Origin of the sequence: Pelagibius sp., assembly GCF_965249265.1 — a bacterium.
In the GTDB taxonomy this organism is placed as follows: Bacteria; Pseudomonadota; Alphaproteobacteria; order Kiloniellales; family Kiloniellaceae; genus Pelagibius.
This window is the reverse complement of the sequence record NZ_OZ252224.1, coordinates 4,459,147-4,483,239: the sequence shown is the minus strand read 5'-3', so window position 1 is coordinate 4,483,239 and position 24,093 is coordinate 4,459,147. Positions and strand designations below refer to the sequence as shown.

At 59.8% G+C, this 24,093-nt stretch carries 21 protein-coding genes and 1 pseudogene; 14 read left to right on the top strand and 8 right to left on the bottom strand.

The annotated features are described in order from the left end of the window. The first annotated feature begins 15 nt into the window (after positions 1-15). From ACP146_RS20940 to ACP146_RS20925, 4 genes are all read left to right on the top strand, one after another. Positions 16-972 (top strand): Bug family tripartite tricarboxylate transporter substrate binding protein, encoded by a 957-nt coding sequence (locus ACP146_RS20940; RefSeq protein ID WP_422368701.1) that lies wholly within the window; start codon positions 16-18, stop codon positions 970-972. Positions 973-1,038: 66 nt separating this feature from the next. Then, the gene (locus ACP146_RS20935; RefSeq protein WP_422368700.1) at positions 1,039-1,806 is read left to right on the top strand and encodes an SDR family NAD(P)-dependent oxidoreductase; all 768 of its coding nucleotides are present in this window, start codon (positions 1,039-1,041) and stop codon (positions 1,804-1,806) included. Further along, positions 1,803-4,664, top strand: a complete 2,862-nt coding sequence (locus ACP146_RS20930; protein WP_422368699.1) for an aminotransferase class III-fold pyridoxal phosphate-dependent enzyme — start codon at positions 1,803-1,805, stop codon at positions 4,662-4,664. The genes ACP146_RS20935 and ACP146_RS20930 overlap by 4 nt, the downstream gene beginning before the upstream one ends. Before the next feature lie 6 nt (positions 4,665-4,670). Further along, a complete protein-coding gene (locus tag ACP146_RS20925; protein ID WP_422368698.1) occupies positions 4,671-6,068 on the top strand; it encodes an amidohydrolase family protein in 1,398 nt (465 codons plus the stop codon). A 543-nt stretch (positions 6,069-6,611) separates the two neighbouring features. Here ACP146_RS20925 and ACP146_RS20920 read toward each other — a convergent pair. From ACP146_RS20920 to ACP146_RS20905, 4 genes are read right to left on the bottom strand one after another with little or no spacing between them, the layout of a single operon-like run. Further along, complete coding sequence (locus ACP146_RS20920) at positions 6,612-7,628, bottom strand: succinylglutamate desuccinylase/aspartoacylase family protein (RefSeq protein ID WP_422368697.1); 1,017 nt, start codon at positions 7,626-7,628, stop codon at positions 6,612-6,614. Next, entirely contained in the window at positions 7,625-8,986 is a 1,362-nt protein-coding gene (locus ACP146_RS20915) for an MmgE/PrpD family protein (RefSeq protein ID WP_422368696.1), read from the bottom strand. Before ACP146_RS20915 ends, ACP146_RS20920 begins: the two co-directional genes overlap by 4 nt. A 20-nt stretch (positions 8,987-9,006) precedes the next feature. Beyond that, positions 9,007-10,182, bottom strand: coding sequence for a M24 family metallopeptidase (locus tag ACP146_RS20910; RefSeq protein ID WP_422368695.1), 1,176 nt, complete (start codon positions 10,180-10,182; stop codon positions 9,007-9,009). 2 nt (positions 10,183-10,184) lie between these two features. Beyond that, positions 10,185-10,928, bottom strand: a complete 744-nt coding sequence (locus ACP146_RS20905) for a GntR family transcriptional regulator (RefSeq protein WP_422368694.1) — start codon at positions 10,926-10,928, stop codon at positions 10,185-10,187. Positions 10,929-11,083: 155 nt separating this feature from the next. Between ACP146_RS20905 and ehuB the strand changes: the two genes are divergently transcribed. From ehuB to ACP146_RS20880, 5 genes are read left to right on the top strand one after another with little or no spacing between them, the layout of a single operon-like run. After that, entirely contained in the window at positions 11,084-11,980 is an 897-nt protein-coding gene (gene ehuB / locus ACP146_RS20900) for an ectoine/hydroxyectoine ABC transporter substrate-binding protein EhuB (protein ID WP_422368693.1), read from the top strand. Positions 11,981-12,020: 40 nt separating this feature from the next. Next, positions 12,021-12,668 (top strand): amino acid ABC transporter permease, encoded by a 648-nt coding sequence (locus ACP146_RS20895; RefSeq protein ID WP_422368692.1) that lies wholly within the window; start codon positions 12,021-12,023, stop codon positions 12,666-12,668. A 1-nt stretch (position 12,669) separates the two neighbouring features. After that, positions 12,670-13,329 carry an ectoine/hydroxyectoine ABC transporter permease subunit EhuD gene (ehuD, locus tag ACP146_RS20890; protein ID WP_422368691.1) on the top strand — a complete coding sequence of 220 codons (660 nt, stop codon included), beginning with the start codon at positions 12,670-12,672 and terminating at the stop codon, positions 13,327-13,329. Between the two features lie 22 nt (positions 13,330-13,351). Further along, a complete protein-coding gene (locus ACP146_RS20885; protein ID WP_422368690.1) occupies positions 13,352-14,104 on the top strand; it encodes an amino acid ABC transporter ATP-binding protein in 753 nt (250 codons plus the stop codon). Positions 14,105-14,110: 6 nt separating this feature from the next. Continuing rightward, positions 14,111-15,256 carry a trans-sulfuration enzyme family protein gene (locus tag ACP146_RS20880; RefSeq protein WP_422368689.1) on the top strand — a complete coding sequence of 382 codons (1,146 nt, stop codon included), beginning with the start codon at positions 14,111-14,113 and terminating at the stop codon, positions 15,254-15,256. 384 nt (positions 15,257-15,640) lie between these two features. Here ACP146_RS20880 and ACP146_RS20875 read toward each other — a convergent pair whose 3' ends face one another. Further along, entirely contained in the window at positions 15,641-16,624 is a 984-nt protein-coding gene (locus ACP146_RS20875) for a deacylase (protein WP_422368688.1), read from the bottom strand. Between the two features lie 157 nt (positions 16,625-16,781). On the opposite strand from ACP146_RS20875, the pseudogene ACP146_RS20870 reads away from it, so the two are divergent. Together ACP146_RS20870 and ACP146_RS20865 are read left to right on the top strand one after the other, a co-directional pair. Next, a pseudogene (locus tag ACP146_RS20870) lies at positions 16,782-17,126 on the top strand (DDE-type integrase/transposase/recombinase); the annotation flags it as partial. A gap of 354 nt (positions 17,127-17,480) precedes the next feature. Continuing rightward, positions 17,481-18,476: a TrmB family transcriptional regulator gene (locus tag ACP146_RS20865; RefSeq protein ID WP_422368687.1), complete on the top strand. Its 996-nt coding sequence runs from the start codon at positions 17,481-17,483 to the stop codon at positions 18,474-18,476. Here ACP146_RS20865 and ACP146_RS20860 read toward each other — a convergent pair. Genes ACP146_RS20860 through ACP146_RS20850 form a run of 3 tightly spaced genes read right to left on the bottom strand, consistent with a single transcriptional unit; the run spans position 18,473 to position 21,038 of the window. Then, a complete protein-coding gene (locus ACP146_RS20860) occupies positions 18,473-18,943 on the bottom strand; it encodes a DUF6917 domain-containing protein (RefSeq protein WP_422368686.1) in 471 nt (156 codons plus the stop codon). The two genes, ACP146_RS20865 and ACP146_RS20860, sit on opposite strands and share 4 nt — an antisense overlap. 3 nt (positions 18,944-18,946) lie before the next feature. Beyond that, a complete protein-coding gene (locus ACP146_RS20855) occupies positions 18,947-20,068 on the bottom strand; it encodes a DSD1 family PLP-dependent enzyme (protein ID WP_422368685.1) in 1,122 nt (373 codons plus the stop codon). A 16-nt stretch (positions 20,069-20,084) separates the two neighbouring features. Next, on the bottom strand, positions 20,085-21,038 hold the full coding sequence (locus ACP146_RS20850; RefSeq protein WP_425032970.1) for a dihydrodipicolinate synthase family protein: 954 nt from the start codon (positions 21,036-21,038) through the stop codon (positions 20,085-20,087). 126 nt (positions 21,039-21,164) lie between these two features. Between ACP146_RS20850 and ACP146_RS20845 the strand changes: the two genes are divergently transcribed. Genes ACP146_RS20845 through ACP146_RS20835 form a run of 3 tightly spaced genes read left to right on the top strand, consistent with a single transcriptional unit; the run spans position 21,165 to position 24,046 of the window. Further along, positions 21,165-21,455: a 2Fe-2S iron-sulfur cluster-binding protein gene (locus tag ACP146_RS20845; protein ID WP_422368683.1), complete on the top strand. Its 291-nt coding sequence runs from the start codon at positions 21,165-21,167 to the stop codon at positions 21,453-21,455. After that, positions 21,445-22,926 (top strand): NAD(P)/FAD-dependent oxidoreductase, encoded by a 1,482-nt coding sequence (locus tag ACP146_RS20840; RefSeq protein WP_422368682.1) that lies wholly within the window; start codon positions 21,445-21,447, stop codon positions 22,924-22,926. Before ACP146_RS20845 ends, ACP146_RS20840 begins: the two co-directional genes overlap by 11 nt. Next, complete coding sequence (locus tag ACP146_RS20835) at positions 22,919-24,046, top strand: NAD(P)/FAD-dependent oxidoreductase (protein ID WP_422368681.1); 1,128 nt, start codon at positions 22,919-22,921, stop codon at positions 24,044-24,046. Before ACP146_RS20840 ends, ACP146_RS20835 begins: the two co-directional genes overlap by 8 nt. Positions 24,047-24,093 lie beyond the last annotated feature (47 nt).

The following is a 24,093-nucleotide window of genomic DNA, read 5'->3' as shown; positions in this document are numbered from 1 at the left end:
ATCGGGGAGGTTATGATGAAACGACGTTCGACCCTTTTTGGGATCGTTGGCGCAGCGGTGATTGGCATTGCTTCGACGCCCGCAGCCGCAGACAGCTTCCCGGAAAAGGAAATCACCCTGATTGTGAACTACGGTGCTGGCGGCGGGACCGATCTTTCCGCCCGCGTCCTCGCAAAGGCGGCAGAGCAGGCCCTTGGCCAGCCGATCCGTGTTGTGAACAAGACCGGCGGCAGCGGCACAGTGGGGCCGACTAACATCTCAGCGTCCAAGGCCGATGGCTATACAATCGGCGTGGCGAGTTTCTCGCCGATGGCCGTTTCTCCGCATCTAACCCCGGTCGCTTACACGCTGGATAGCTTCGATTTTATTCTGGGCTATGCGCGCTACCGTTCCGGTATTTCGGTCGCCAAGGAGTCGAAGTACCAGGACATAGAGGAATTCCTGGCAGCCGCGCGGGCCGGCGAGGAGATCACCTACGCTGCGACCGACACGCTCTCAAAGGTCTTCATCAAAAACCTAGAAGAGGCGCTCGGCGCAAAATTCAAGCCGGTCAGCTACAAGTCCGGCCAGGAATCGGTGACCGCCACCATTTCCGGGGTCGTGGACTTCAATCTGGAAGGGCCGACAAACGTGGTTCCTCAGGTCAAGACCGGGAACCTCAGGCTGCTCGCCTCGGTCAGCTCCGTACCGTGGTTTGAAATGCCGGAGGTGAAGACGCTGAAGGATGCCGGTGTTGACCTTTTCGTGGAAAGTTACGCCGGTCTTGCTGCGCCGGTGGGGGTGCCGGCGGACCGGCTGAAGATCCTGGAGAATGCCTTCGCCGCGGCCGTCAACGATGCCGAGGTGCAAAAGACGATGCGTGGCCTTGGCATGGAGCCGGCATACTTCTCAGGCGACGCCTACCGTACGCTCTTGGAAGACGGACATGAGCGCATGGCAACCGATCTGGTCAAGATTGGGCTTAAGCAGTAGCCTCCCTGACTGGCGGCGCGGGTATAAACTGCGGCGCCGCCGCGTATCTTAATTGGCACAGACCGTATGCAGCCATCGCAGGATCAATCGGTTGCCGTTGTCGCCGGCGGGACCTCCGGCATCGGGCGGGCGACCGTCCTGCGCCTTCATCGCGCGGGATTCCGGGTCGCCTATTTCGGCGTTTCCTTCGAACATCTGCGCGAGACGCAAGAGGCGCTGGAGGCTTCCGACGACAGCTACGGCAGGCTGGTTGATGTGTGCGACCCGGCTCGGATCTCGGCTTTTTTTGACAGCACCGCGGAGCGTTTTGGCGCCATCTCAGCACTGGTCTATGCAACCGCGATTTCCCCGAAGACGGACGGTCGGCGCGTTCCTGTGCATAGTGTTGCGCAAGACGAGTGGCTCGACGTCCTCTCCGTCAACCTCACGGGTGCGCTTCATTGCTGTCAATCTGCACTGCCCGGCATGATGGCGCGCAAGTACGGACGGATTGTCATGATCGGCTCCATTGCCGCCCGTGCCGCACCACGTTTTGCCGGGGCCTCTTACGTCGCCTCGAAGGCAGGCCTTGCGGGCCTGACGCGTGCTCTGGCGACGGAGTACGCCGCCGATGGCATCACGGCCAATACGGTGTCCCCCGGTAACGTCGCGACAGCGATGACAGGCGATATCGATTCTCCGCAAAACCAGGAGGCGGCAAAGCACATTCCCGCGGGCAGGGTTGGTTTGCCGGAGGATCTGACCGGCCTGATTGCGTTCCTCTGTTCGCCGGAAGCCGCCTACATAAACGGCGCGACGATCGACGTCACAGGCGCGGAGTTTGTCGCACCATGACCCGGATTTTCGCTGCTGAGTTGTTTCACGAAGGCCACAGTTTCAGCGCTCTGAAAACAGATCGCGAGGCCTTCGCCACGGTCTCAGGAAACGCATTGATCCAGAAGGTCAGAGAATCAAGCTCGATTCTTGGCGGCGCAGTGCGGCGGCTGGAGGCTGCCGGTGCGGCCGTCGTTCCAGGCTTGTCGGCTGTGGCTCCGCCAGGCGGTGCCGTGCGTGACGAAGTGTATGACGCGCAGAAGGAGAGGATCCTCGCCATGGCGAGCGAGGCAGAGGCGGACGCGGTCTTCCTCAGCCTCCATGGCGCCATGCTGACCGAGAGCCTGGCCGACCCGGAAGGCGACCTGCTCTCAGCCCTGCGCCGTGCTCTCGGCGCTCGGGTGCCGATCGCCGTGGCTCTCGACCTGCATGCCCATCTCACCCCGCTGATGCTGGAGCAGGCCGACATCTGTCTTGCCTGCAAGGAGAACCCGCATCTTGATTTTCCAGTTGCCGGCGCGAATGCGGCGGATCTGCTTCTGGCAATGCTGCAGGATCGCATCCGCCCGGTGACGGCGGCTGTCTGGCTGCCGCTGGTGATCGGCGCACAGATGGATACCGGATCGGGGCCGTTGAGGGAGCTGCATGATCTGAGACGATCGCTTGCGAAGCGGTACGGCCTTCTGGATATCTCAATCTACAATACAACGGCCTACCTTGATGCCCAGGGCGCAGGCCAATGCGTGACTGCGATCGCCAACGGGGACGCCGCTGCCGCTTCGGAGGCCGCGCACCAGGTTGCAAAGGCGTTTTGGGAGCGGCGCGAAGCCTTTGCCTCCGATCGACCGGCGCTGGTGGAGGTTGTTGCGGACCATCTGGTAAATCCGCGACCGCGCAGGCCACTGATCGTGGGCGATCAGGGCGATCGCGTACTTGCCGGGGCGCCGGGCGACGATCCTGTGGCAATTGCAACCTTGGCCACACAATGGCCGGAGCTGCGTGTTCTTGCGCCCGTCACCGATCCGAAGGCGGTAGGCCGGGCCCGCGCTCTCGGCGTTGGCAACACTTTCGTAGGCGACGTCGGGGCTCTCTATTCGGCGTCAGCGCAAGCCCTGACGCGGCGCTGGACTGTCGCACAACTCGGCGACGGGCGCTTCGTTCAGAAGGGCCCCTTCTTCGCCGGGGAGACGGCGGAGATGGGACCGAGTGCTGTTCTGACCGCCGGCCCGCTCACGATTCTGGCAACCTCCCGGCCCGGTATGACCCAGGACACCAATGCATTCCTGCATCTCGGACTGAGGTTTGAAGACTACGACGTGGTCTTAGTCAAATCAGGCTTCCATTTCCGCCTGTCATTTCAGGACGTCGGCCCATGCGTTGTTGCGGATACGCCGGGGCTGACGAACTACGCACCGGGGCGCTTCGCCTACGCTCACCGGCGCCCGGTTTATCCGGAAGAGTTGGGTGTGGTTGCCGAACTTGCGCCGCGCCTGTTTTCACCGAGCTCTTGCAAGCGAGACAGCATGTTCCGAGACGTCAGCGCAGAGAAGGACACAAGATCACGGGCTGCCTTCGCTGCAGCGAAGGCGGTCTTCCCGGACGGTACCAGCCGGGCGACAATCGAGCGGTCGCCTTACCCACGCTACATGCAACGCGGGGAGGGAGCCTATCTGACGGATTTGGACGGAAGGCGCTTTCTGGATCTCAACAACAACTTCACAACGCTGATCCATGGCCATGCCTTTCCGCCAGTCATGGAGGCGATGCAGCGTCAGTTGCACGATGGGACCTGCTTTGCCAATCCGACCGAGAGCGAGATTGCGCTGGCTGCGATACTCTGCGAGCGCGTGCCGCGGATCGAACATATCCGCTTCGTAAATACCGGCACTGAGGCAGTGATGTTTGCTGTCAAGGCGGCACGCGCCCTGACGGGGCGGCCGAAGATTGCCAAGATCGAGGGTGCCTATCATGGCGGCTACGACTGGGTCGAAGTGAGTCAGTACACCCACCCGGACGTCTGGGGCATGCCTGAGTCGCCGACGGCAGTTGGCTTTTATCGGGGCGTTCCGCAATCGGTGCTCGACGAGGTGGTGGTGTTGCGTTTCAACGACGCGGCAGGCGCGGAAAGGCTGATTGCCGAAAACGCCGCGTCCCTGGCCTGCCTGGTGATCGATCCGATGCCAAGCCGCGCGGGACTGATCCCGCCGACACCGGATTTCGTTGAGGTCTTGACCCGGACTTGCCGCCAGCACGGTGTCCTCATCGTTTCCGACGAAGTGCTGAACTTCCGCCAGTCCTACGAGGGCGCCGCCCACCGCCACGGCATTACTGCAGACCTCTTTGCGCTGGGCAAGATCATCGGCGGCGGCATGCCGATCGGGGCCGTGGGCGGACGGGCGGAGGTGATGCAGGTCTTCGATGCCAGCGGGGGGCGGCCGGCCGTCCCGCAGGGCGGCACCTTTTCGGCAAACCCGCTTTCCATGGTCGCGGGGGCCGCATCGATGGCCGCTTTGGATCATGCGGTATTCGACCGACTAGAGCAGCTCGGTGAACGGGTGCGCGAGGAGATCGGCGCAGCTGCCGCAAGGAAAGGAGCGCCGTTCTGCGTAACCGGCATTGGATCGCTGTTCCGCATCCATCCCGCCGCAACGCCGCCTTGCGATTTTCGCCAGGCCTTTGCACCGGTGGTCGCGGCGCAGGTCATGGCACAGCTCAGTGACAGCTTTCTCGAGCAGGACATTCTGCTTCCGAAAGGTGCCGCCGCCTGCCTTTCGACGCCGATGGGCGAATCAGAAGCCGATGCAATTATAGCTGCCTTCGAGCGGTTTCTTGAAACTCATGCGGATGCTATTGCCGGCCTCGGCGATGCGGCAGCATAGCCAATAATGGCTGGCGGTCAGCCTCCACGTCATTGTGACTGGATCGTCAAGCATGCACGACTTCTGACCGCCGATACAGATAACAGCGTGGTGGCTGACGGTGCCCTTGCCGTTGCAGATGGCCGCTTCGTCGCCGTGGGGAGCAGCGCTGCGGTCACGTCCCGCTACGCTGCTGCAAAGGTGATCGATGCGGATGGTGGCGTGGTGCATCCCGGGTTTATCGATGCCCATATCCACATTTCGCAGTATACCGCTCGGACCGTGCTACCCGCGATGGCCCGCGCTAGCGCCGCCGGTCGCGCGGCGGCGATGGGCCACTGGAAAACCTGTCTGCGCCCTGAAGACGAGAATGCCAGCGCTGCCTTGGCCGCGGTCGATATGGCTCGGGCGGGCTATACGGGATTTGTCGATCCCGGAACGGTGCTAGATGCGGATGCGGTGGCGGCGGCGGTCGAGGAAGTGAGGCTACGCGCCTGGCTGACCGATCCCTACGTAGGTGATCGTGCCGACTTCCTTGCCGAGCGGTTCCCTTCATTTTTCGGCGGATCGTTCGGGGCGCTTTGGCCGAAGACCTTTGAGGAAGCCGCCGCCCGGATCGGTGGGCAGCTTTATCGCAATGCCAACCCGGACGCACTGGTGCGCGGTTTCATCGGCATCTATGGCGAGGGAACCGATAGCCTAGAGTTGCACGCCGAAGCTCTGCGCATCGCCGATACCAACGGTACGGCTTTTCACAAGCACCTTGGCTACGCCCCGCACACGATTCAAACCCTTTCAGAGAGTTATGGCAGCCCTGTCCTGCAGAAGCTGGCGGAGAATGGATTGCTGTCTCGGCGTGTCGCTCTGGTCCACATGAATCTGCTGCGCAATACAGATATCGCGATCCTTAAGGAAAGCGGCGCCAAGGTGATCTGGTGTCCCTACGGCCAGCTTGCGATGATCGGCTCGGGGTGCGCACGCGGCCGCATGGCCACGGCGGAGCGGGGTGGTATCCCGGTTGCGCTCGCAACCGACATCCCGAGGGCTTTTGATTTCGGTGATCTCGGTAAGCTGGCTTGGTCATGTGGACAGGCGGCAGGGGATTCCGTCACCGCGGAGCAGGTCTTTCTCATGCGTACGCGGCATGCTGCTGCGGCCATGGGGGCGCTGAGCGAACTCGGCAGCCTTGAAGTCGGCAAACGCGCTGATTTTGCTGTTCGCTTCTCGTCGGTTTCCGCGGAACTCGGCCTCGACCTGTTCCTGGAAACAATGGTCATCGGAGGATCGGAGGCCGTAAAGGATCTGTTCGTTGGGGGGCGGCCCATCCTCCGCTCAGGAGCGCTACTAACTGCCGAACCGTCAGAAAAACGTGCCCAAGCCATTGCATCAGTTCGCCGGATTGCAGCTACCCTGGGTCTAGCATGACAGTATCTGGGATTTTGAGTTTGGTCGTCTCGTTTAGCTGGTCTCAGCCATACAAGAAAGCTTTTGGAAGTGCTCTGTCGTTTACGCAGCTGCCCCGAACAGACACTGCTGATATCGTTGGTTGCGGGCCGAAGATTTTACGGATGAACAAACCATCTCATATCGGATCGCTCCGCTGCGCACCCCGATAAATGTGCCAGTAAATCTGTCAGTTTGAGGTGGTCGGCTGTCAACCTGTGTCCCCCTGTGGTTCTGTGCCATCTCATAACTTGAAGGCTGAGGAGGGACCGTGGCGGCAGTGGCGCCGCGTAAGCCCGACAAAGGTTGCAGTGAGCCGAAGTGAACGGAAACTGTGCAGCCTCAAATCCTGCCCCCGCAACCAAATCCGATAATATCGCTCAAAATCGGGTGAAATCAGGCCAAATCGGAAGATATGAGGCGTCTGAAAGGTTCGCAAGAGGATCTGCGGCGAGCGCCCGGCAACCAAAACTCCATCCCTTTAGATCAATAGGCATTCAATAGCGCTGTATAAAGTTGTCGAGACTACAACTCCACCGACTCTGTAAAGATTTGAAACAAACAATCACCACGCGCCGTCAAGGCGTCCGAACGTAGGCAGGCAATCCAGCCGGGGCAGGGAGCCGTCACTTCCATGGGCGTGCGCAGACAATCGTCGATATCATGCAGCCGCCCGATCGTTTGTCCGGCGGCAACGTCGTCACCGGGTTCGACAAGTGGCTCGAACAGGCCTGCGACAGGTGCATAGATCGTATCCCGTCGGCTATCCATGCGGATAAACTGCGTTGATGAAGAGACGTTATCCGCGGGAAGGTCAATTATATCGAAAGCCGCCAGCACTTGGCGCACCCCGCGCCTCGCAATCTGTAGACCCTCTTGGCGGATAACGGCTGCACCGCCCAGCTCGGTCATGATTGCGGGAATGCCCAGAGACTGCGCTGCGGCGGCCAGGGTCGTCCCAGCACCACCGGCTTTACCCGTGGTCAGGTAACTGATCGGGGCCCCGAAAGCCCGCAACAACTCAACATTCCTCTTTTCGATGTCCGTGTGCCCGTCGCCGTACCGGGCGACTGCGCAGGGCCAGAAGTCGAGTGAGCGGCCACCCGAATGTAGATCAATGACTACATCCGCCATCGGTAGAATTTCAGCCGCGATGTAATGGGCCAGCATTTCGGCCGGCGTTCCATCTGGATTGCCGGGAAACAGCCGGTTCAGATTGCCGCCGTCCAACGGCGATACCCGGGAACCATTGTGAACAGCTGAGAAGTTCAACGACGGAAACAACAGAACTTGACCGCGAAGTTTTTCCGGTTCGAGTTCTTGCGCAAGCTCCCGTAACACAACCTGGCCTTCATATTCGTCGCCGTGATTTCCCGCGAAGAATACGGCACACGGACCGTCCCCACCCCTGACATTGATGAACGGGGTCGGCAACCATCCATAGGCGGAGCGGGTCGTCGAGTACGGTATGCGGAGAAAGTCGGCTGTTTTACCTGGCGCACAAAAATCAGAGGCAGTCCAGATCCTCGAGGTGCTGCTCATATCGCGAGCCGTTCCGGGTTCGGCGTATTGACCTGGTCAGGTGCAGCGGCGAGAAGGCTGGCCAGATCGTCAACGCCCCCCGCATCGAGATCATTAATCTCATCCACGATCGCGTGGATGCGAGACGCCGCGAAAGTCCTCCGGAGCAGGTCCTCCGCCTTCCTGGAGAGATGATCAACGTCCATGGAATTGGCTGGGTCACCCAGCGGATCGATAATCGTGCTCGAGAATTCTTGGCCGTCTGCGCTCACCTTCACAGTCGCCGGCGTCTTGCCGGGAAAGACCCCGCGGAACTCATCCGCAAAGACCAGATCGATTGACGCTGCGAGTCTCAAGACAGCGCTATTAGACAACGATTTTTCTGTCATGGGGCGCAAAGACGGCGCACCATATAGTAACGCCAGCGCACTCACAAACGGTGTGCTGAACTGCGCCCCCTCCAACGTTTTCGGCGATATCTCATTCGAGATTTTTCGAGCTTCGGGAAAGATTCGGACTTCGACGTGCTCTATCTTGGTCGGGTCGAAGGTCGGATTTTCGCGAATGTCGAGAATGGCGTCGACGGCCGGATGGGTGTATCGGCAGGAGGCATAAGGCTTGAAATAAATCTGGTCGAACTCGAAACACTCTCCAAGGTTAGAGGACAATATATTCTTATCGAACGCGTGCGGCCGATCCAAAATGTCGATGGGACCCGTCGCACCTTCCCGCGCGCGCAGCATGGCGCCAAATGCTGTGATTGACGACCATGGGCTGCTTCCTTTCACCGAACTCACCGTCGCGTAGTCGCCTTGCGGCAAATTCATAGGCGCCTCCGTACCTGCGATGGCGATCGCATGCGCGAGTTGACTGCGCGACAATCCTGCCAAGCGGCCGAGCGCCGCTGCGACGCCATAACCCGCCCAGCGGCCGCTCGCAAAGCTCATGTTGTCGTGGCGCCGCCGGGCTGCCCCAACACGAAGCGCGACCTCGTATCCGGCGAGTATTGCATTCAGGACGTCGGTCCCTGAGACGCCGATTTCGGATCCGTATGTCAGGGCAGCCGGCACGATGGCGGCCCCGGCATGTCCGCTCGCGCCCCGGTGCCCGTCGTCTACGTCCAGCGCGCTGGCGGCTGCGCAGTTCGCGAAGATAGCGCCTGCGACGGATTGGGACGTATCCGTGCCCCAAACCGCTGCATTTCCCTTGCCAAATAAACCTGCTGACGCGGCCGCGGACTGACGGGCATTTACAGTCGCCGTCCCGGCGATGGCACTGACCACCGTATCCAGGATGGCTTTCCGCAACAGGTTTCGGCGCTGCGGCGTCGTCTTGCCCGCGTCCAATCCCAGGGCGAATTCCGCCAGTCTTTCCGTCATGTATGAAGTGATCATGTGCGTCAGTCTGCGCGGATCACCGGCAACTCCTTCGGCGAAAATTCGCTCAGAAACTCGACGCCGGTATCCGTCACGAATACCACTTCTTCGAACTGGAAAACGGCGCCCTGCATCTCAAGCTTCGGCTCGATATGCAGGATCATTCCGGCCTCGATCAGTTCGGTGCCCCCACGAGAGAGTGACGGGGGTTCTGTGACATCCCGCCCGCCACCGTGGCCGATCCGCTTTAGGTTTTTGTAGGGCGCGGGCAAGTCATACTCACCCCAAAGCGCGAGAAATCGTTCGAACACGTCTCCCGTCAACTGCCCCGCACGGATCCCAGAGGCAATGCCTATCGTGACGTCGCGGACCTTTTTGTAGGTGTCGCGCTCCCAAGGTTCCGGCTCACCGCCACGTGCGATGCGGTTCCTATCGGCTGGAAAACCTCCAACCGTGGCGCGGAAGTCGGTCCAAAGATAATCGCCCTCGGCAAGCCGCCGCCTACCGGGCGGCCTGTTGTATACGAAGTCCCCGCGACCGAAGGTCATGGCAATCCGAGGTGCCGTTTCGGCGCCTTCGAGGAAAAATTCCGACTGGAGGCGGCGGTAGAGATCAGTTTCGGAGATGCCGAGGCAGGTATTCGCGATGACATTGTCGAAGGCCCGGTTGACGATGGAGAAGGCATCGCGCTTTCGCTCTGCCTCGACTTCACTTTTAACCCGACGAACCTGCCAGATCACTGTTCCACCGGAAACGACGCGACCGTCTCGGAAAAGGCTGCGCAGTACGTCAAGCAACTCGAGACTGCCGAAGCCGAAGAAATCCTGTCCGTAATCTATGGCGGCAATGCCATTTGCCTGGATATTCTGAGCAGAAATACGATCATGGGCGAGTGCGCAAGCCTCTTCCAAGTATCCATCGTAATAGGCGGAGCCGAAGGGCCTTGCGACTTGTTCAATGTTTCGCTGCTCGGTGTGCGCAGCCAGCAACTCCATCCGATCGTGCGAGATGATCCCGAAAATCGGGCGAGCCTTGTATTGCCACGTCAGCGTCGAATACCCGAAAAAGTACTCGATGTTCGTTGTGTCCGTGAGGACGAGGACGTCGATGTCTTCCGCCGACATCGCGGCGCGCAACCGGTCGACGCAATCGTTCGCCAACGGCTGATGGGCATCGGAGGTCGCGAGACTCACCGCCACCTTTAGCGCTCCATCGATAACGTGCATGAAAGTCGGTCGAACGGCGATTCGACCTGGCCGACGACATAAAGTCCGGCGCGCGACGTTCGATACCGATATCGCCGCACAAGGCAGGGATATCCGTTCGGGACATTGCAATAGCGCTGCGTTTCCGCAGATGCCGGTGCCGCCTCGATCGTCAGATCGACTTTCTTGACGCGGATGTCCATTCTCTCGAGCGCGTCGTAAATTAGGCTCTTACGTATGGTTTCACGAAATTCCTCGCCGAGGTCCTCGGATACGTACGAAACGTCATACATGACCGGGCTATCGTCTGCATGGATCAGCTTCTTGACGCAGAGCATATCCGTATCCGGCAAATCGTCTCCTTCCGCCGGCGGCAGATTAGGTTTTTCCAGGCCGACGGAAATGAGTTCGATCCGAGATGAAAACCCCAGGCGCTGAACGTCCGCCATGGAATTCAAAGAAACATTGAAATCGCGAACAAATTTCCGCGGGCGTTTAACGAATGTTCCAAGCCCCGCCCGGGACGTTAACAGCCCCTCGTTCTTGAGTTCCTTGAGTGCACGTTTGACTGTGATCAGGCTGACACCGAATTCTTTCGCCAGCGCCGAAGCTGAGGGCAATGGATCGCTTGGTGCGTATTCACCTTCGTCGATACGCTCTGCGATGACCGCCCTAACCTCTGCATACAACGGCGTGCTGCCTTCCACCCGGATTCCGCTGAGGTTCTTTCGATCGGCCATCGCCCGACCTCCTTTGGATGAAATTCGGTCCCCACGGGCGCGGGGACACGGATATCTGGTTTCGGCATCATCAACTCGACAATCGAGCTCGGACACCAAGGCTTGACATACTTTTTATATTAGGTATACCAGTCATGTCAATATAGGAGGTGACCATGTCTGTTCAATTCGTCAACGGGCGCTCTTTTCTCGGAAAATTAATAGCAATTGTCGTCGCGGTGTTGATTCCCGCAATGAGCCCTGCCGCAGCGGAACCCACCAAGGAACGTGTCCTGAAAAGTGGTAAGATTGTTGTCGGCGTCCACAACAAGGCCCCATGGGGTTACCGCGACGCATCGGGCAAAGCGGCCGGCTTTCACCCGGAACTCGTCGTTGCCGCGCTCGGTTCGTTGGGCATCAAGGATGTCGAGCTCGTTATATCGGACTTCGGCGCATTGATCCCGGGCCTTCAGGCATCGCGTTTCGACGCCATCGCTTCTGGTTTGTATATCACACCCAAACGTTGTGAACTGGTGGCGTTTGCGAACCCCGATCTCCGGCTCACAGATGCGGTGCTTGTTAAAGAAGGCAACCCCGAAAGGATCTCGTCATACGAGATGATCGCCGCGAACAAGGAGATCAAGTTCGGCGCATCGCGCGGCAGTGTTCAGTCGAAGAATGCCATGGCCGCTGGCGTAACCGAGGATCAGATATCGCTGTTCCAAAATACCGAAGCGACGATTTCAGCGTTGGTCGCCGGTCGGGTGGATGCGATCGCGTTTTCCGCCGCGACGGCCAACAAGGTTGCGATGGACCCAAACGTCAAAGGGATCGAACGTGCGATACCCTTTACCGGATTGATCTTGCCGGACGGCAAGGAAAAAGCCGGGTACGCGGCGGTCGCCTTCCGCAAAGAGGACGCCGACCTGCGGGATCTTTTCAATGAACAACTGACCAAGCTGCGGGCGGCGGGTACTTTCGACGAAATCATGGCCCGCAACGACTTTTCCAAACAGGAAAAAGCGCCGGCTGACATCGGTTATCAGGCTTTGTGCGCAGGCGATGCAAAATAACACCAGAGCACATCCGACGTCTCCTTGACCCGAGCAAGCCATGAGCTTTCTAGACATGATGCTCGGAATCTTCGAAGGGTTCCGCATCACATCACTCGTCGTAATCGTCGGGTTGCTGTATGCGGTTCCCTTCGCCTTTCTTTTTGGAATACTTCAGTTTTTTGCCCGCGGGGCAGCTTATGTGGCCGTCACTGCGGTAATCGAGTTTTGGCGGTCGTCACCGGTCGTTATCCTGTTGTTCGTTTTTTATTACTCGTTGCCCGCTTTCGATATCCGGTTTTCGGCATTCGTTGTGGGGTCCATGGTGCTCGGCCTGAATACCGGCGGATACGGCAGCCAGGCCGTGCGAGGGGCCCTTCAGAGCCTGGACGCAGGACAAGCCGAAGCCGGCAAGGCGTTGGGGCTATCACGAGTTCACGTTCTTTTCTATATCGAGTTGCCGCAGGCACTCGTGTCCATGATTCCGACGTTCATCAACCTTTGGATCCAACTCATCAAGGGCACCGCGCTCGTCTCCCTGATCACGCTGGTCGACATGACCGCGCGAGCCAAAGAGATTGCGCAGATCGAATACAACCCGGTCGGCATCTATTCCGGTCTCCTGCTCGCTTACTTCATCATCTGTTACCCCATCACCATATTCGGGCGTTTTGTTGAAGGCCGGATATCTGGCGCAAAGCGAGCCTGAGATGGGCTTTTCTATCGATTACGCGATTGAGGTCATTCCTCACATTCTCGGCGCCATCGGGACGACCCTTTACGTTACTGTGCTGAGCTGTGCCGGCGCGACCATCCTGGCGTTTACCATGGAGATCGTACGGCGGACCGGAAAAATGCCCGGTTATTCGATGCGGTTCTTGATCGATTTCGTTCGCTCGACACCCGTCTTGGCGCAACTCTATTTTCTGTTTTTCGTTCTCCCGTTCTACGGCCTCACCCTGCCTCCCATGGTGGTGGGGGTGCTTGGCCTCAGCATTTATTTCAGCGGATATCTCGCGGAAGTTTTCAAAGCGGGGATCGATGCCATTCCGCGCGGTCAGTGGGATGCGGCGCGTGCGCTTCATATCTCGCCGTTGAATACGATTTTTCATGTTATCGCCCCGCAGATGCTGCGCAACATCGCCGCCCCGATGGGGAACTATTTCGTGTCGATCCTGAAAGCGACCCCATACCTCGCCGTTATCGCGGTTCCGGAAATGCTTGGTGTCGCCTTCGATCTCGCGTCCGACACGTTCCGATATGCCGAGCCGGTTCTCGTCGTGGGGATCATCTTCCTGTGCCTTGCCCTTGTGATCGCTCAACTGGTTCACCGGCTTGAAAAGAAAATGCAGGCTTCGCTCAAACGCTGACAATCAGACCGAAAGCAATGCCATGAACGCCATAACAGATGTATCTCAGGCCGCCATTTCGGTTCGGAACATACAAAAATCCTACGGGAATTTTCTTGCCCTCCGCGATATCGAGTTGGAGATAAAAAAAGGAGAGCGCGTTGTCGTATGCGGCCCGTCCGGCTCGGGCAAGTCGACTCTGATCCGATGCATCAATGGTCTTGAGACGTTTCAGGGCGGTGAGTTGTCGATATTCGGTCGCACCGTCGATCAATCAGACACCGGCCCCAACGACCCGCGAAAAAGCACCGGCATGGTGTTCCAGAGCTTCAATCTGTTTCCGCACATGACGGTGCTTCAGAACTGTACACTCGCCCCGCGACTGCTAAAAAAAGGTACGGCCGCCGAACTAGAAGCCTCCGCGATGGCATACCTCAGGAAAGTCCGAATTGAGGATCAGGCGCGCAAATACCCGAGCCAGTTGTCTGGCGGTCAGCAACAGCGCGCCGCGATCGCGCGGGCGCTCTGCATGCATCCGGAAATTTTGCTGTTCGACGAGCCGACGTCCGCGCTGGATCCTGAGATGATCAATGAAGTGCTTGATGTCATGGTCAGCGTCGCGAACGAGGGAAATACGATGATCTGCGTTACGCACGAAATGGGTTTTGCAAGAAAAGTCGCCGACAGGATCATCTTCATGGATGCAGGTGAAATCGTTGAAATCGCCAAACCGGAACAGTTTTTCTCTTCTCCGAGAACGGAACGTGCGCAACTTTTCCTCAGTCAGGTTCTGTAGATCAGCATGAGCGACGCGGATTTCAGCGGGCGCCGGCCCGGGGTGTACAAAACGCACGGGTTTGCTGCGCTAACGCCGCCTACGGTGCGTGGATCAACGGTGGTTTTCGACGGTCTCGAGGCATTTTCAGGGCGCAGCAGCCTGGGGCGAAAAGGATATTCCTACGGTCTGAATGGCACCCCGACGACACAGGAAACGGAGCGCCAGGTTTCGGCGCTTCATGGTGCAACCGAGACCTTTCTTACCCCGTCTGGATTACAGGCGATCACGGTGTCGATCCTCGGCTGTGTTAAACCCGGTCAGATCGTTCTATTGCCGCATAATGTGTACGGCCCGGTGCGCCGCTTTGCGAACGGCTTGCTTGCATCATTCGGAATCGAGTGCCGTTTTTATGAACCCAACAGCCTGACAGCCGACGACTTCGATAACGGCAATGTGGCCCTTGTCTGGATCGAGTCACCTGCATCGTTGACTATGGATGTTGAAGATATAAAAGCTACTACTGCATTGGCCCGGTCCGCGGGCGCACGGGTCGGCTGCGATAATTCTTGGGCGACTCCATTTTTTTGCAAACCCCTAGATCTTGGTGTCGATGTTGTCATTGAGGCCTTGACGAAGTACCTGTCCGGCCATTCCGACGTGATCATGGGGAGTATAAGTATCCGCGATAAAGATATCGCAGAGGATGTTCACCGGGTCATGCACGAACTTGGGGTCGGTGTGTCTCCCGACGATTGTTCGTTGGTGCTGCGGGGCTTGGAGTCGGCCGAAGTACGTCTTTCCCGGATCAACGAGACAGCCCAGCACTTGGCGGAATTTCTTGGCCAGCACCCACTGGTTCTGGAGGTATGCCATCCGGCATTGCCTAGTTTTCCCGGACACCACGCCTGGAAGCGTAATTTCACCGGATCGAGCGGCCTGTTCAGTTTCGTCCTTGATGACGGCTCGAAGGAAAACGTCGCCCGCAGATTAGAACGCATGAAGCACATCCCCATCGGCGCGTCATGGGGCGGCACAAAGTCAATTATAGCGGCGTACTTCGCAGATCCAAATGGGTGCAATTCAATGGAAAGACTTCCACTGATTCGCCTCAGCACAGGGCTCGAACCGCTAGACATTCTCTTGGATGATTTCCGGCGATTTTTGCGCTGAAATGCCAAGATGGTTCCCCAAGTTCCTCAACTTGTAAACGCTATTTGGATTTTTTTGCTTTCTTGTTTTGTGGGTACGGATGTAAATACCATCTCACATTCAAACGCTCCTCGACCCAGTCGGACAAACTGGCCAGTAAAGTCGTCAATTTGAGGCGGTTGCGGGCCCCGCAACCAAATATATCGAACGAATACAAAGCATTACACAGAAACGCCCGCCTAACTCAGGCGGGCGTTCTTGCATCCGGGTACCACATGGGTACCATCTGGGATCAAACCCAAGCCACCATTGTCAACTTTGGCCCGCAAGGCAGTAGATGACACACGAGCCCGAGCGCGAACTGGACACACAGCAACTCGTACAGTGATGGATTGGATGGATTTTTCAATGAAGTGAGTGATTTGCTGATGTGTCCGAACGTAGGCAGGCAAGCCAGCCGGGGCAGGGAGCCGTCACTTCCATGGGCGTGCGCAGACAATCATCGATATCATGCAGCCGCCCAATCGTTTGTCCGGCGGCAACGTCGTCACCGGGTTCGACAAGCGGCTCGAACAGGCCTGCGACAGGTGCATAGATCGTATCCCGTCGGCTATCCATGCGGATAAACTGCGTTGATGAAGAGACGTTATCCGCGGGAAGGTCAATTATATCGAAAGCCGCCAGCACTTGGCGCACCCCGCGCCTCGCAATCCGTAGACCCTCCTGGCGGATAACGGCTGCACCGCCCAGCTCGGTCATGATTGCGGGAATGCCCAGAGACTGCGCTGCGGCGGCCAGGGTCGTCCCAGCACCACCGGCCTTACCCGTAGTCAGGTAACTGATCGGGGCCCCGAAAGCCCGCAATAACTCAACATTCCTCTTTTCGATGTCCGTGTGCCCGTCGCCATACCGGGCGACTGCGCAGGGCCAGAAGTCGAGTGAGCGGCCACCCGAATGTAGATCAATGACTACATCCGCCATCGGTAGAATTTCAGCCGCGATGTAATGGGCCAGCATTTCGGCCGGCGTTCCATCTGGATTGCCGGGAAACAGCCGATTCAGATTGCCGCCGTCCAACGGCGATACCCGGGAACCATTGTGAACAGCTGAGAAGTTCAACGACGGAAACAACAGAACTTGACCGCGAAGTTTTTCCGGTTCGAGTTCTTGCGCAAGCTCCCGTAACACAACCTGGCCTTCATATTCGTCGCCGTGATTTCCCGCAAAGAATACGGCACACGGACCGTCCCCGCCCCTGACATTGATGAACGGGATCGGCAAGCATCCATAGGCCGAGCGGGTTGTCGAATACGGGATGCGGAGAACGTCGGCTGATTTACCTGGCGCACAAAGATCAGAGGCAGTCCAGACTCTCGAGATGCTGCTCATATCGCAAGTCGTTCCGGGTTCGGCGTATTGACCTGGTCAGGTGCAGCGGCGAGAAGGTTGGCCAGATCGTCAAGGCCCCCCGCATCGAGATCATTAATCGCATCCACGATCGCGTGGATGCGAGACGCCGCAAAAGTCCTCCTGATCAGCCCAGAGACTTTTGCGAAAGCTTCTGAAGAAGCAGGGCTTTGCGCCGAACCAACTTACCACGGATAAGCTCAAATCATATGCTGTTGCCATCCGGAAAGAGCGGCTATCGGCGGTTTACGACCAAGGATTACGCACGAACAATCGTGCTGAAAACTCACACCAGCCGGTTCGGCGGCGAGAGAGAAAACAGCAGCGGTTCAAGTCGCCCGGATCAACTCAACGGTTCCTGTCGATCCACGCCGCTGTCTACAGTGCCTTCTACGTCCAACGCCATCTTCTGCCACGCCGTTTCTTCAAGATGTTTCGAGTTAATGCGTTGGCAAACTGGCATCAAAGCTGCCGCGCCGTGTGAACCGGAGCACGGTGGATCTCGGCTGACCAGGGCAGTTAACGTGTCAATGCCCCCTGTGTGTGAATGGGGCCTGTGTATTCGGACAACCCCGTTGTCGCATCGAGGCGCCAGGCCCATGGCGGTTAGCTTTCTTGATCTTTCGGCGACGCGCCATCCAGGACTTCGGACGCCATCAAACTGCGGCAGGGTCGGTCGCGGCGGCTGTTTCCGCGGTCGCGGGACGGGCCAAGTCGGTTTCACCTCGCTATCCCAGGGCGAGTGTAGTAGCTTCCCAAACACTCTGGGCGGTCCCGACGGCAAGCATGCCGTCACGACGGTTTGGGGTCTCATCGATTGAATTGCACACGGTGAAAAATGAACGAGCGATCGATTAGCAGCGCAAGGCCAAGCAGGCACGCGTCCGCTTCCGTCAAGAGCCACATTGCAGATCTGCAAGTGCTCGGGTTTTCGTCGTACGAGGCGCGGGTCTATGTGGCGTTGTTGCACACCAATCCGGCGACGGCATACGAACTCAGCAAGGTTGCCGACATCCCGCGCGCGAACGTCTATGGTGCGCTGACCAGCCTGTCGACAAAGATGGCCGTTCAACTGATCGGCCAGCGCCCAGCGCGCTACATACCAGTCGACCCCGGAGATCTTATGCGACGTATCGCGCGGGAGACCAGCGGGCGATGTGATGAGGTTGCAGCGAAGCTGTCGAAGCTCGATACCACTGAGAGTCACCACTACGTTCTGGACATCGCTGGTCGAAAGCACATCCAGGCCAAGACCAACGAAATCATCGCGAGCGCCCGCGATCGGATCTATTTGAAGGCATCGCAGGATGTGCTGGAACCGCATCGAGCAGCACTTTGTGACGCTGCCGAGCATGGCGTGCGGGTTTTCATCGTGTTGTTCGGCGACGATCCCGATCGGTACCGGGTTGGACCGTCGGTTACGGTCCATCTCCACGAGGGAGACGGTGAACGCAGGGGCGTCGCTGATAATCTTCTGACAATCGCCGCCGACGGTACCCAGGCGTTGACCGCCAATGTCTCGGGCGACTTCTATGGGGTTCACACACAGAGTCCGCCGGTCGTCAGCATGGCGGAGACGGTGATCCGCCACGACCTGTATCTCGCCGAATTCTTTACGGCTTTGCGCCCCGAGATCGAGGCGAACTTCGGGCCGCGTCTGTCGGAACTGCGGGCGAGGTTTTACGCGCCGCAGGAATACGATCGGTTTCGCGCCACCTTCGAGCGGGAGGATGCCATCGAACCGGAGCCTGGCATCGGCGACGCGCCGGACAATGCGCTTGCCGGAGCTTCCGCCGCCGGTGCGGGTAACGGCGGGCGGGGAAGGTCCGGCTAGTTGTTCCACACCGGTTGAAAGATAACGGGATCGTTGAGGGTTAGGCCGCTGGCTCTGCCGCTTTCGCGCTGCGCGGCCGAAACCACGATGTTAAGGTGGTTCGGCAGGTGCGTTTCGTCGAAGCCGATTACACTGCCGATCATCTGATCGGCGATCAAAAGCTCGTCACCTTGGATCAGCAACCCGCCAGAGGTAATCTCGAAAAATCCAAGATAAGCGACGCGATCGACCGTGTCGCCTGAGCCTTGTCCGCTTTCGTCGGTGACGATCAGTTCATGGATATCATAGCGGCGCAGGCAGCGCGTGCGCTGCGGGATGAGCGAGAGCCCTCGGGCATCATGGCTACGGGCCGATACCGCCACCATCCGCCCCTCAATCGCGCGATGCGCCATATCAGGACGGTCCGGTGTTACCCCACTTAGATAGGGATCGTTGGATCCCACACCCAGAGTTTTACTGTCTGTCATAACCTAATAACTCCTCCCGCGGCCGGTTATCGGCCAGACAGATTCGACGCACCCGTCTCTGACGCCGACCAGCCAATCGTGCAGGCCGACGGTTGTGTCGCAGTGGCCGGGAAGGAGGCACAGACGTGCCCCGAGCGCTGGGCCGTCGCCTTCCTCGACCTCGATTGTCCCATGTTCGTCAGCGACGCGGCGAACTGCCAGGCCAGGCAGATCCGCGATTTCCGGCAGACCGCCGTCGGTCGATACGCTCTTGTTTCCAGCGTCCACAATGGCGCGGTCTGGCGCGGGGCGGCTCATGACCTCGGTCAGCACGAAGAGCGCCGGTGCGAAATCGACAACGGTTTCGCCTTCGGGGCCCATGATGCGGATGTAGCTGTGATCCATGAAGATGTATGATCCTGGCTGAATCTCGGTGTAGAGCCCACTGGCCGCCTCGAATGGGTAGGTTCCTGTCCCGGCCCCTGTGACGGTGGCACAGGAAATTCCTGCGGCGCGCATGGCCTGGATCGTCGCCTCGACCGCTTCGAGAGTACCATTGATCGCGGTCGCGCGCGCGCTGTGGTCCCGAATCTGTTGGGCGCTGCCGTGATAGGCCTGAAGGCCATCGAACTTGAGCCCTCGATGACCGGTGATGAGGCGGGCGAGATCGGCAGCCGCCTCGCCCGGAGGGACACCGCAGCGATGTTGGCCTGCGTCGATCTCGACCAGAACACGGATTTCGACATCGAATGTAGTAGCTGCCTCGGCAAGACGCTCTACCCCCAGAATGCTGTCCACGCAGACCCCAATCTCAACGTGCTGGGCGAGCGCGGCCACACGGGCAAGCTTGCGCGGGTTGACGATCTCATTCGTGATCAGCACGTTCTGGACGCCGCCAACAACCATCGCCTCGGCCTCGGCAACCTTCTGACAGCATTGGCCGATCGCTCCCCGCTCAAGTTGGGCATGGGCGACCATCGGGCACCTGTGGGCCTTGGCATGCGGCCGGAGGGCGACCCCTGCGGTGGCGGCGCGGGCCGCCATTGTATCGAGGTTCGCCTCGAACCGATCAAGATCGACTAGCAATGCCGGCGTATCGACATCTTCGATGTGTTCGCCGGGCGCAGCTGGGGCGGGAACGGTCATCTCGGTTCGGCGCTGGCTAAGCCTGCCGCAATCTCTTCGTCTTCTCCGCGCTCTCCGGCATGATATCGAGCGCCCGCAGACCCTCTTCGAAGTGGCGAAGATCCGCGCCTTGCATCGGCCGAAGCGGCAACCGCGGGTAACCGCCCGGGCGGCCGAGCAGGCGCATCGCATCCTTGATGGTTGCGGGCGATGTCCCGGGCGAATTGAACAGAAGCGTGCGCAACCCGTGCAGCCGGTGCTGCAGTGGCACTGCCGCTTCGACGTTGCGCTCAACGGCGAGGTCGAAAAGCGTTGTGGCTGGGCGTCCGATCACCTGCTGCAGCCCGTCGACGAAGCCGGCGCCGCCCATGATGATGCCCGCAAAGCCCCAGATGCCAGCGGGGCCGATAAAGATGCCGATCTCGGCGCCGAAGTCGCGTATCATGACCATCGTGCGGTCGTAGCTATGGGCACTGTCCTTGATGGCGACGATATTACATCGCTCGATGAGCTCGCCGAACAGATCAGGCTTCACGTCCGTCCCCGACCGGGACGGACAGTTGTAGAACATCACTGGCAGATCGACCGCGTCCGAGATGCTCACGAAATGCGCCAGAATGTCGGCTGGTTTCGGTGTCATGAAGTAGGGCGGCTCGATCATCGCGCCGTTGGCGCCGAGGTTCTTGGCCGCGCGGGTACGAGCAATCACCGCGGGCGTGCTGATGCCGCCGGTCCCAGCAAGCACCGGTACTCTTCCGGCGATCTGCTCGACGCAGATCGCGATGGCGCGCTCCCTCTCGGAGTCGGTCATCAGATGTGTCTCGCCGTTGTGACCGCAGATGACGAGGCCGTGCACACCTTCTTCGATCGCCAAATCGATATTCGCGCGGAGCGCCGGTTCGTCGAGTTCTCCATCGGTCGTGAACGGATTGACGATTGCCGTGAACGATCCCTGCCACGTGCTGCGGCGTTTGCTGGCGTTAAACATCATCGAGTCCCATGGTCAGTGTGTATGGCCTGCATGAACGCGGCCGACGGATCGGACTATTTCAGAGGACGCGATCCCGCGCAACCATTTAGTGGTTGCTTGAGCAACTCCAGATGATAACGTTGCAATATGACCTCCGATCCGCCAACGACCGCTCGGCAACAGGGAACCGTCACCTTCGCCGTCGATGGGCGGGCGGCCATCGCGCCAGCCGGGTTAAATCTTGCAGCCGCGCTGCTAGGCATGGGTGTTCGAACGCTGCGTCTCAGCCCCGTGGCCAAGGCCCCGCGCGGGGCCTTCTGCTTCATGGGTATGTGCCAGGAATGCGTGGTCTCTGTCGACGACCGCCGGGTCAGGGCCTGCCTCGAGCCGGTTCGGGACGGAATGAAGGTTGAGCTGGGTATCGGCGATGACTGCTGAACTGCGTGCGCCTGATGTTCTCGTACTTGGCGCAGGCCCTGCCGGTATCGCCGCCGCGGTGACAGCCGCCGAGGCCGGCCTCTCGGTCGTGGTGACCGATGAGCAGCGGCAAGCGGGCGGCCAGGTCTATCGGTCTCCGGCATTCGCGACGCCGGCACGGCCTGGCACCGATCACGCAAGCGGAGAGGCACTGAGGGCAGAGCTTGCCGCCTCGACAGTCGAGACTGCTTTCGGCGAGAGCATTTGGCTGGCGGCGCCAGGACCGGAGATCGGCACCGCCACGATTGATCGCTGGGTCCGTTACCGGCCCAAGGTTCTCGTTGTTGCCACCGGCGCTTATGAGCGCAGTATCCCGGTTGACGGCTGGACACTGCCCGGCGTCATTGGCTTAGCCGGCGCGACAATCCTGCTCAAGAGTCAGAAGATGCTGCCGGGTGTCGCCACAGTGGTAACGGGTGGCGGCCCGCTGATCTACGCGGTGGCCGCCGGCATCCTGGAACTTGGCGGACGGGTGGTGGCCGTGGTCGACAGCAACGCCAGCCTCGACTGGCTGGGGGCTCTCCCGTCAATGATCACGCGCTCCGACCTCCTCTGGCGCGGTTTGGGTTGGATGCACCGACTTCGCACAGCGGGTGTGAAAGTTTATCGTCACCACGCAGTTACAGCTATTTACGGCGCCGAACAGGTCTCGGGCGTCGCCATCCGTCCACTCGGGGCTTTGGGGCGACCGCGGTGTGATGCGCAAGCCTTGGAACTCGAAGCCGATGCCGTGGCAATCGGGCAGGGCTTGCTACCCAACAGTGAAATTACACGGCTCTTGGGGGCCGATCACCGCTTTGACCAAGATTGCCAGTCACTGGTCGTTACGCGCGACGCCGATCTCCGGACCTCGCTGCCTTCCGTGTTCGCGGCGGGCGACAGCGCGGGCATCCTCGGCGCGGCGGCGGCCGAGCTCGAAGGACGCCTCGCCGGATTGGCCGCAGCCTATGAACTTCGGGCAGTGCGGCCCGAGGACTTCGACCGGCGCGCCCGTCCGTTGCGACGGCGGCTTGTCCGCGCCGGGCGCTTTGGGCGGGCCATGGCGCGGCTCATGATGCCGCCCTCGGGTCTCATCGAAGCCTGCAGCCGGTCAACGGTGGTCTGCCGCTGTGAAGATGTGACGCGCGGCCAGATCGAGGATGCGCTCGCCGATCACGCCTTTGACCTTAACCAGTTGAAGAGCTGGACGCGCTGCGGCATGGGCCCGTGCCAGGGACGTATTTGCGGCGACGCCGTGATGAGGCTGGCCATCGCAAAGCGCGCGTCTGGGCCCCAACCGATGCCCTGGACGATTCAGGTGCCGATCCGCCCGGTTCACTCGGCCACGCTCACCGGCGTGCACACATATGATGACATTCTGGCCGACCTGCCGGAGCCGGCCCCCTGGGACTCTGGGATCGGTGACACTGTCGCAACTGCCCCGAATGACTGATGGCCGCCACGACATCGCCGTGCTCGGCGGTGGTATCCTCGGGTGCAGCACCGCGCTTCATCTCGCCAGAGGGGGTATGCGCGTAATCCTTTTGGAGGCAGGGGGTGTGTGCATGGGGGCGTCGTCACGCAATGCTGGCACGCTCGCCATCCAGTACCCACGTGCGGAGCTCACGCCCTACGCCATGCGCGCGTGGGAGATGTGGCGCAGCACAGAGAGGTGGCTCGGTCGCGATGTCGGATATCGCGAGATCGGCGGGCTCGTGCTCGCCTTCACCGAAGCCGAGGCCAAACGATTGACGCAGGTGGCCGGTGCAAGGCGGGATGCGGGCGCGCCGATCAGTTTTGTCGGTGCAAATGCCGCTCTTGCGCTTGAACCGGGGCTATCAGCGGATGTTGTGCTGGCGAGCTACTGCGCCATCGACGGCTACGCAGACTCCACGATCACGGCAAGAGTCTTTAAGAGAGCCTTGTCCGATGCCGGGGTTGATGTGCGCGAGGGCCGCAAGGTAACCCGGATCGAACGACTCGGTGATGGATACGTTGTAGCTACCGGGACAACAAACTTCGAGGCGGCCCGGATCTTGCTGGCGGGCGGTGTCTGGAACCGGGACCTCGGCTGCCTCTTGGGTTTTGACCTGCCGGTCGGGCAGCGCATCAACCAGATGATCGTGACCGAACGGCAACCGCCATTGGTAAGACGGATGCTCGGCGTTGTGAGCGGCCGCCTTTCGCTCAAGCAAAAGCCGAATGGCACAGTGCTCATCGGTGGCGGCTGGACGGGCCTGCCCGGCGTCAGACCGGGCAGCTATCGTGTCGACCCAGATAATCTCATTGGAAATCTTCGTCTTGCTAGCCATGCAGTTCCGGCCCTGCGCAAGGCGCGGGTGGTGCGTGCCTGGTTCGGCGTACGCGATCACTACCCCGATTACCTGCCCATGATCGGACCTCTCGATACTAGCAACACCGCCTTCATGATCGCCAGCGGTGTTAGCGGGTATACCCTCGGTCCCTATCTCGGCCGATTGCTTGCCGACCGCATCCTCGGGCAGGAGCCGGAGTTGCCCCTGTTCGATCCCACGCGCTGGCTTTCGCCGCACCCCGAGCTTATTTGTAGATAGACGTAGCTAGAGCTACTACGTTTTTCTTGTTTTGATCTGCGGCGTCG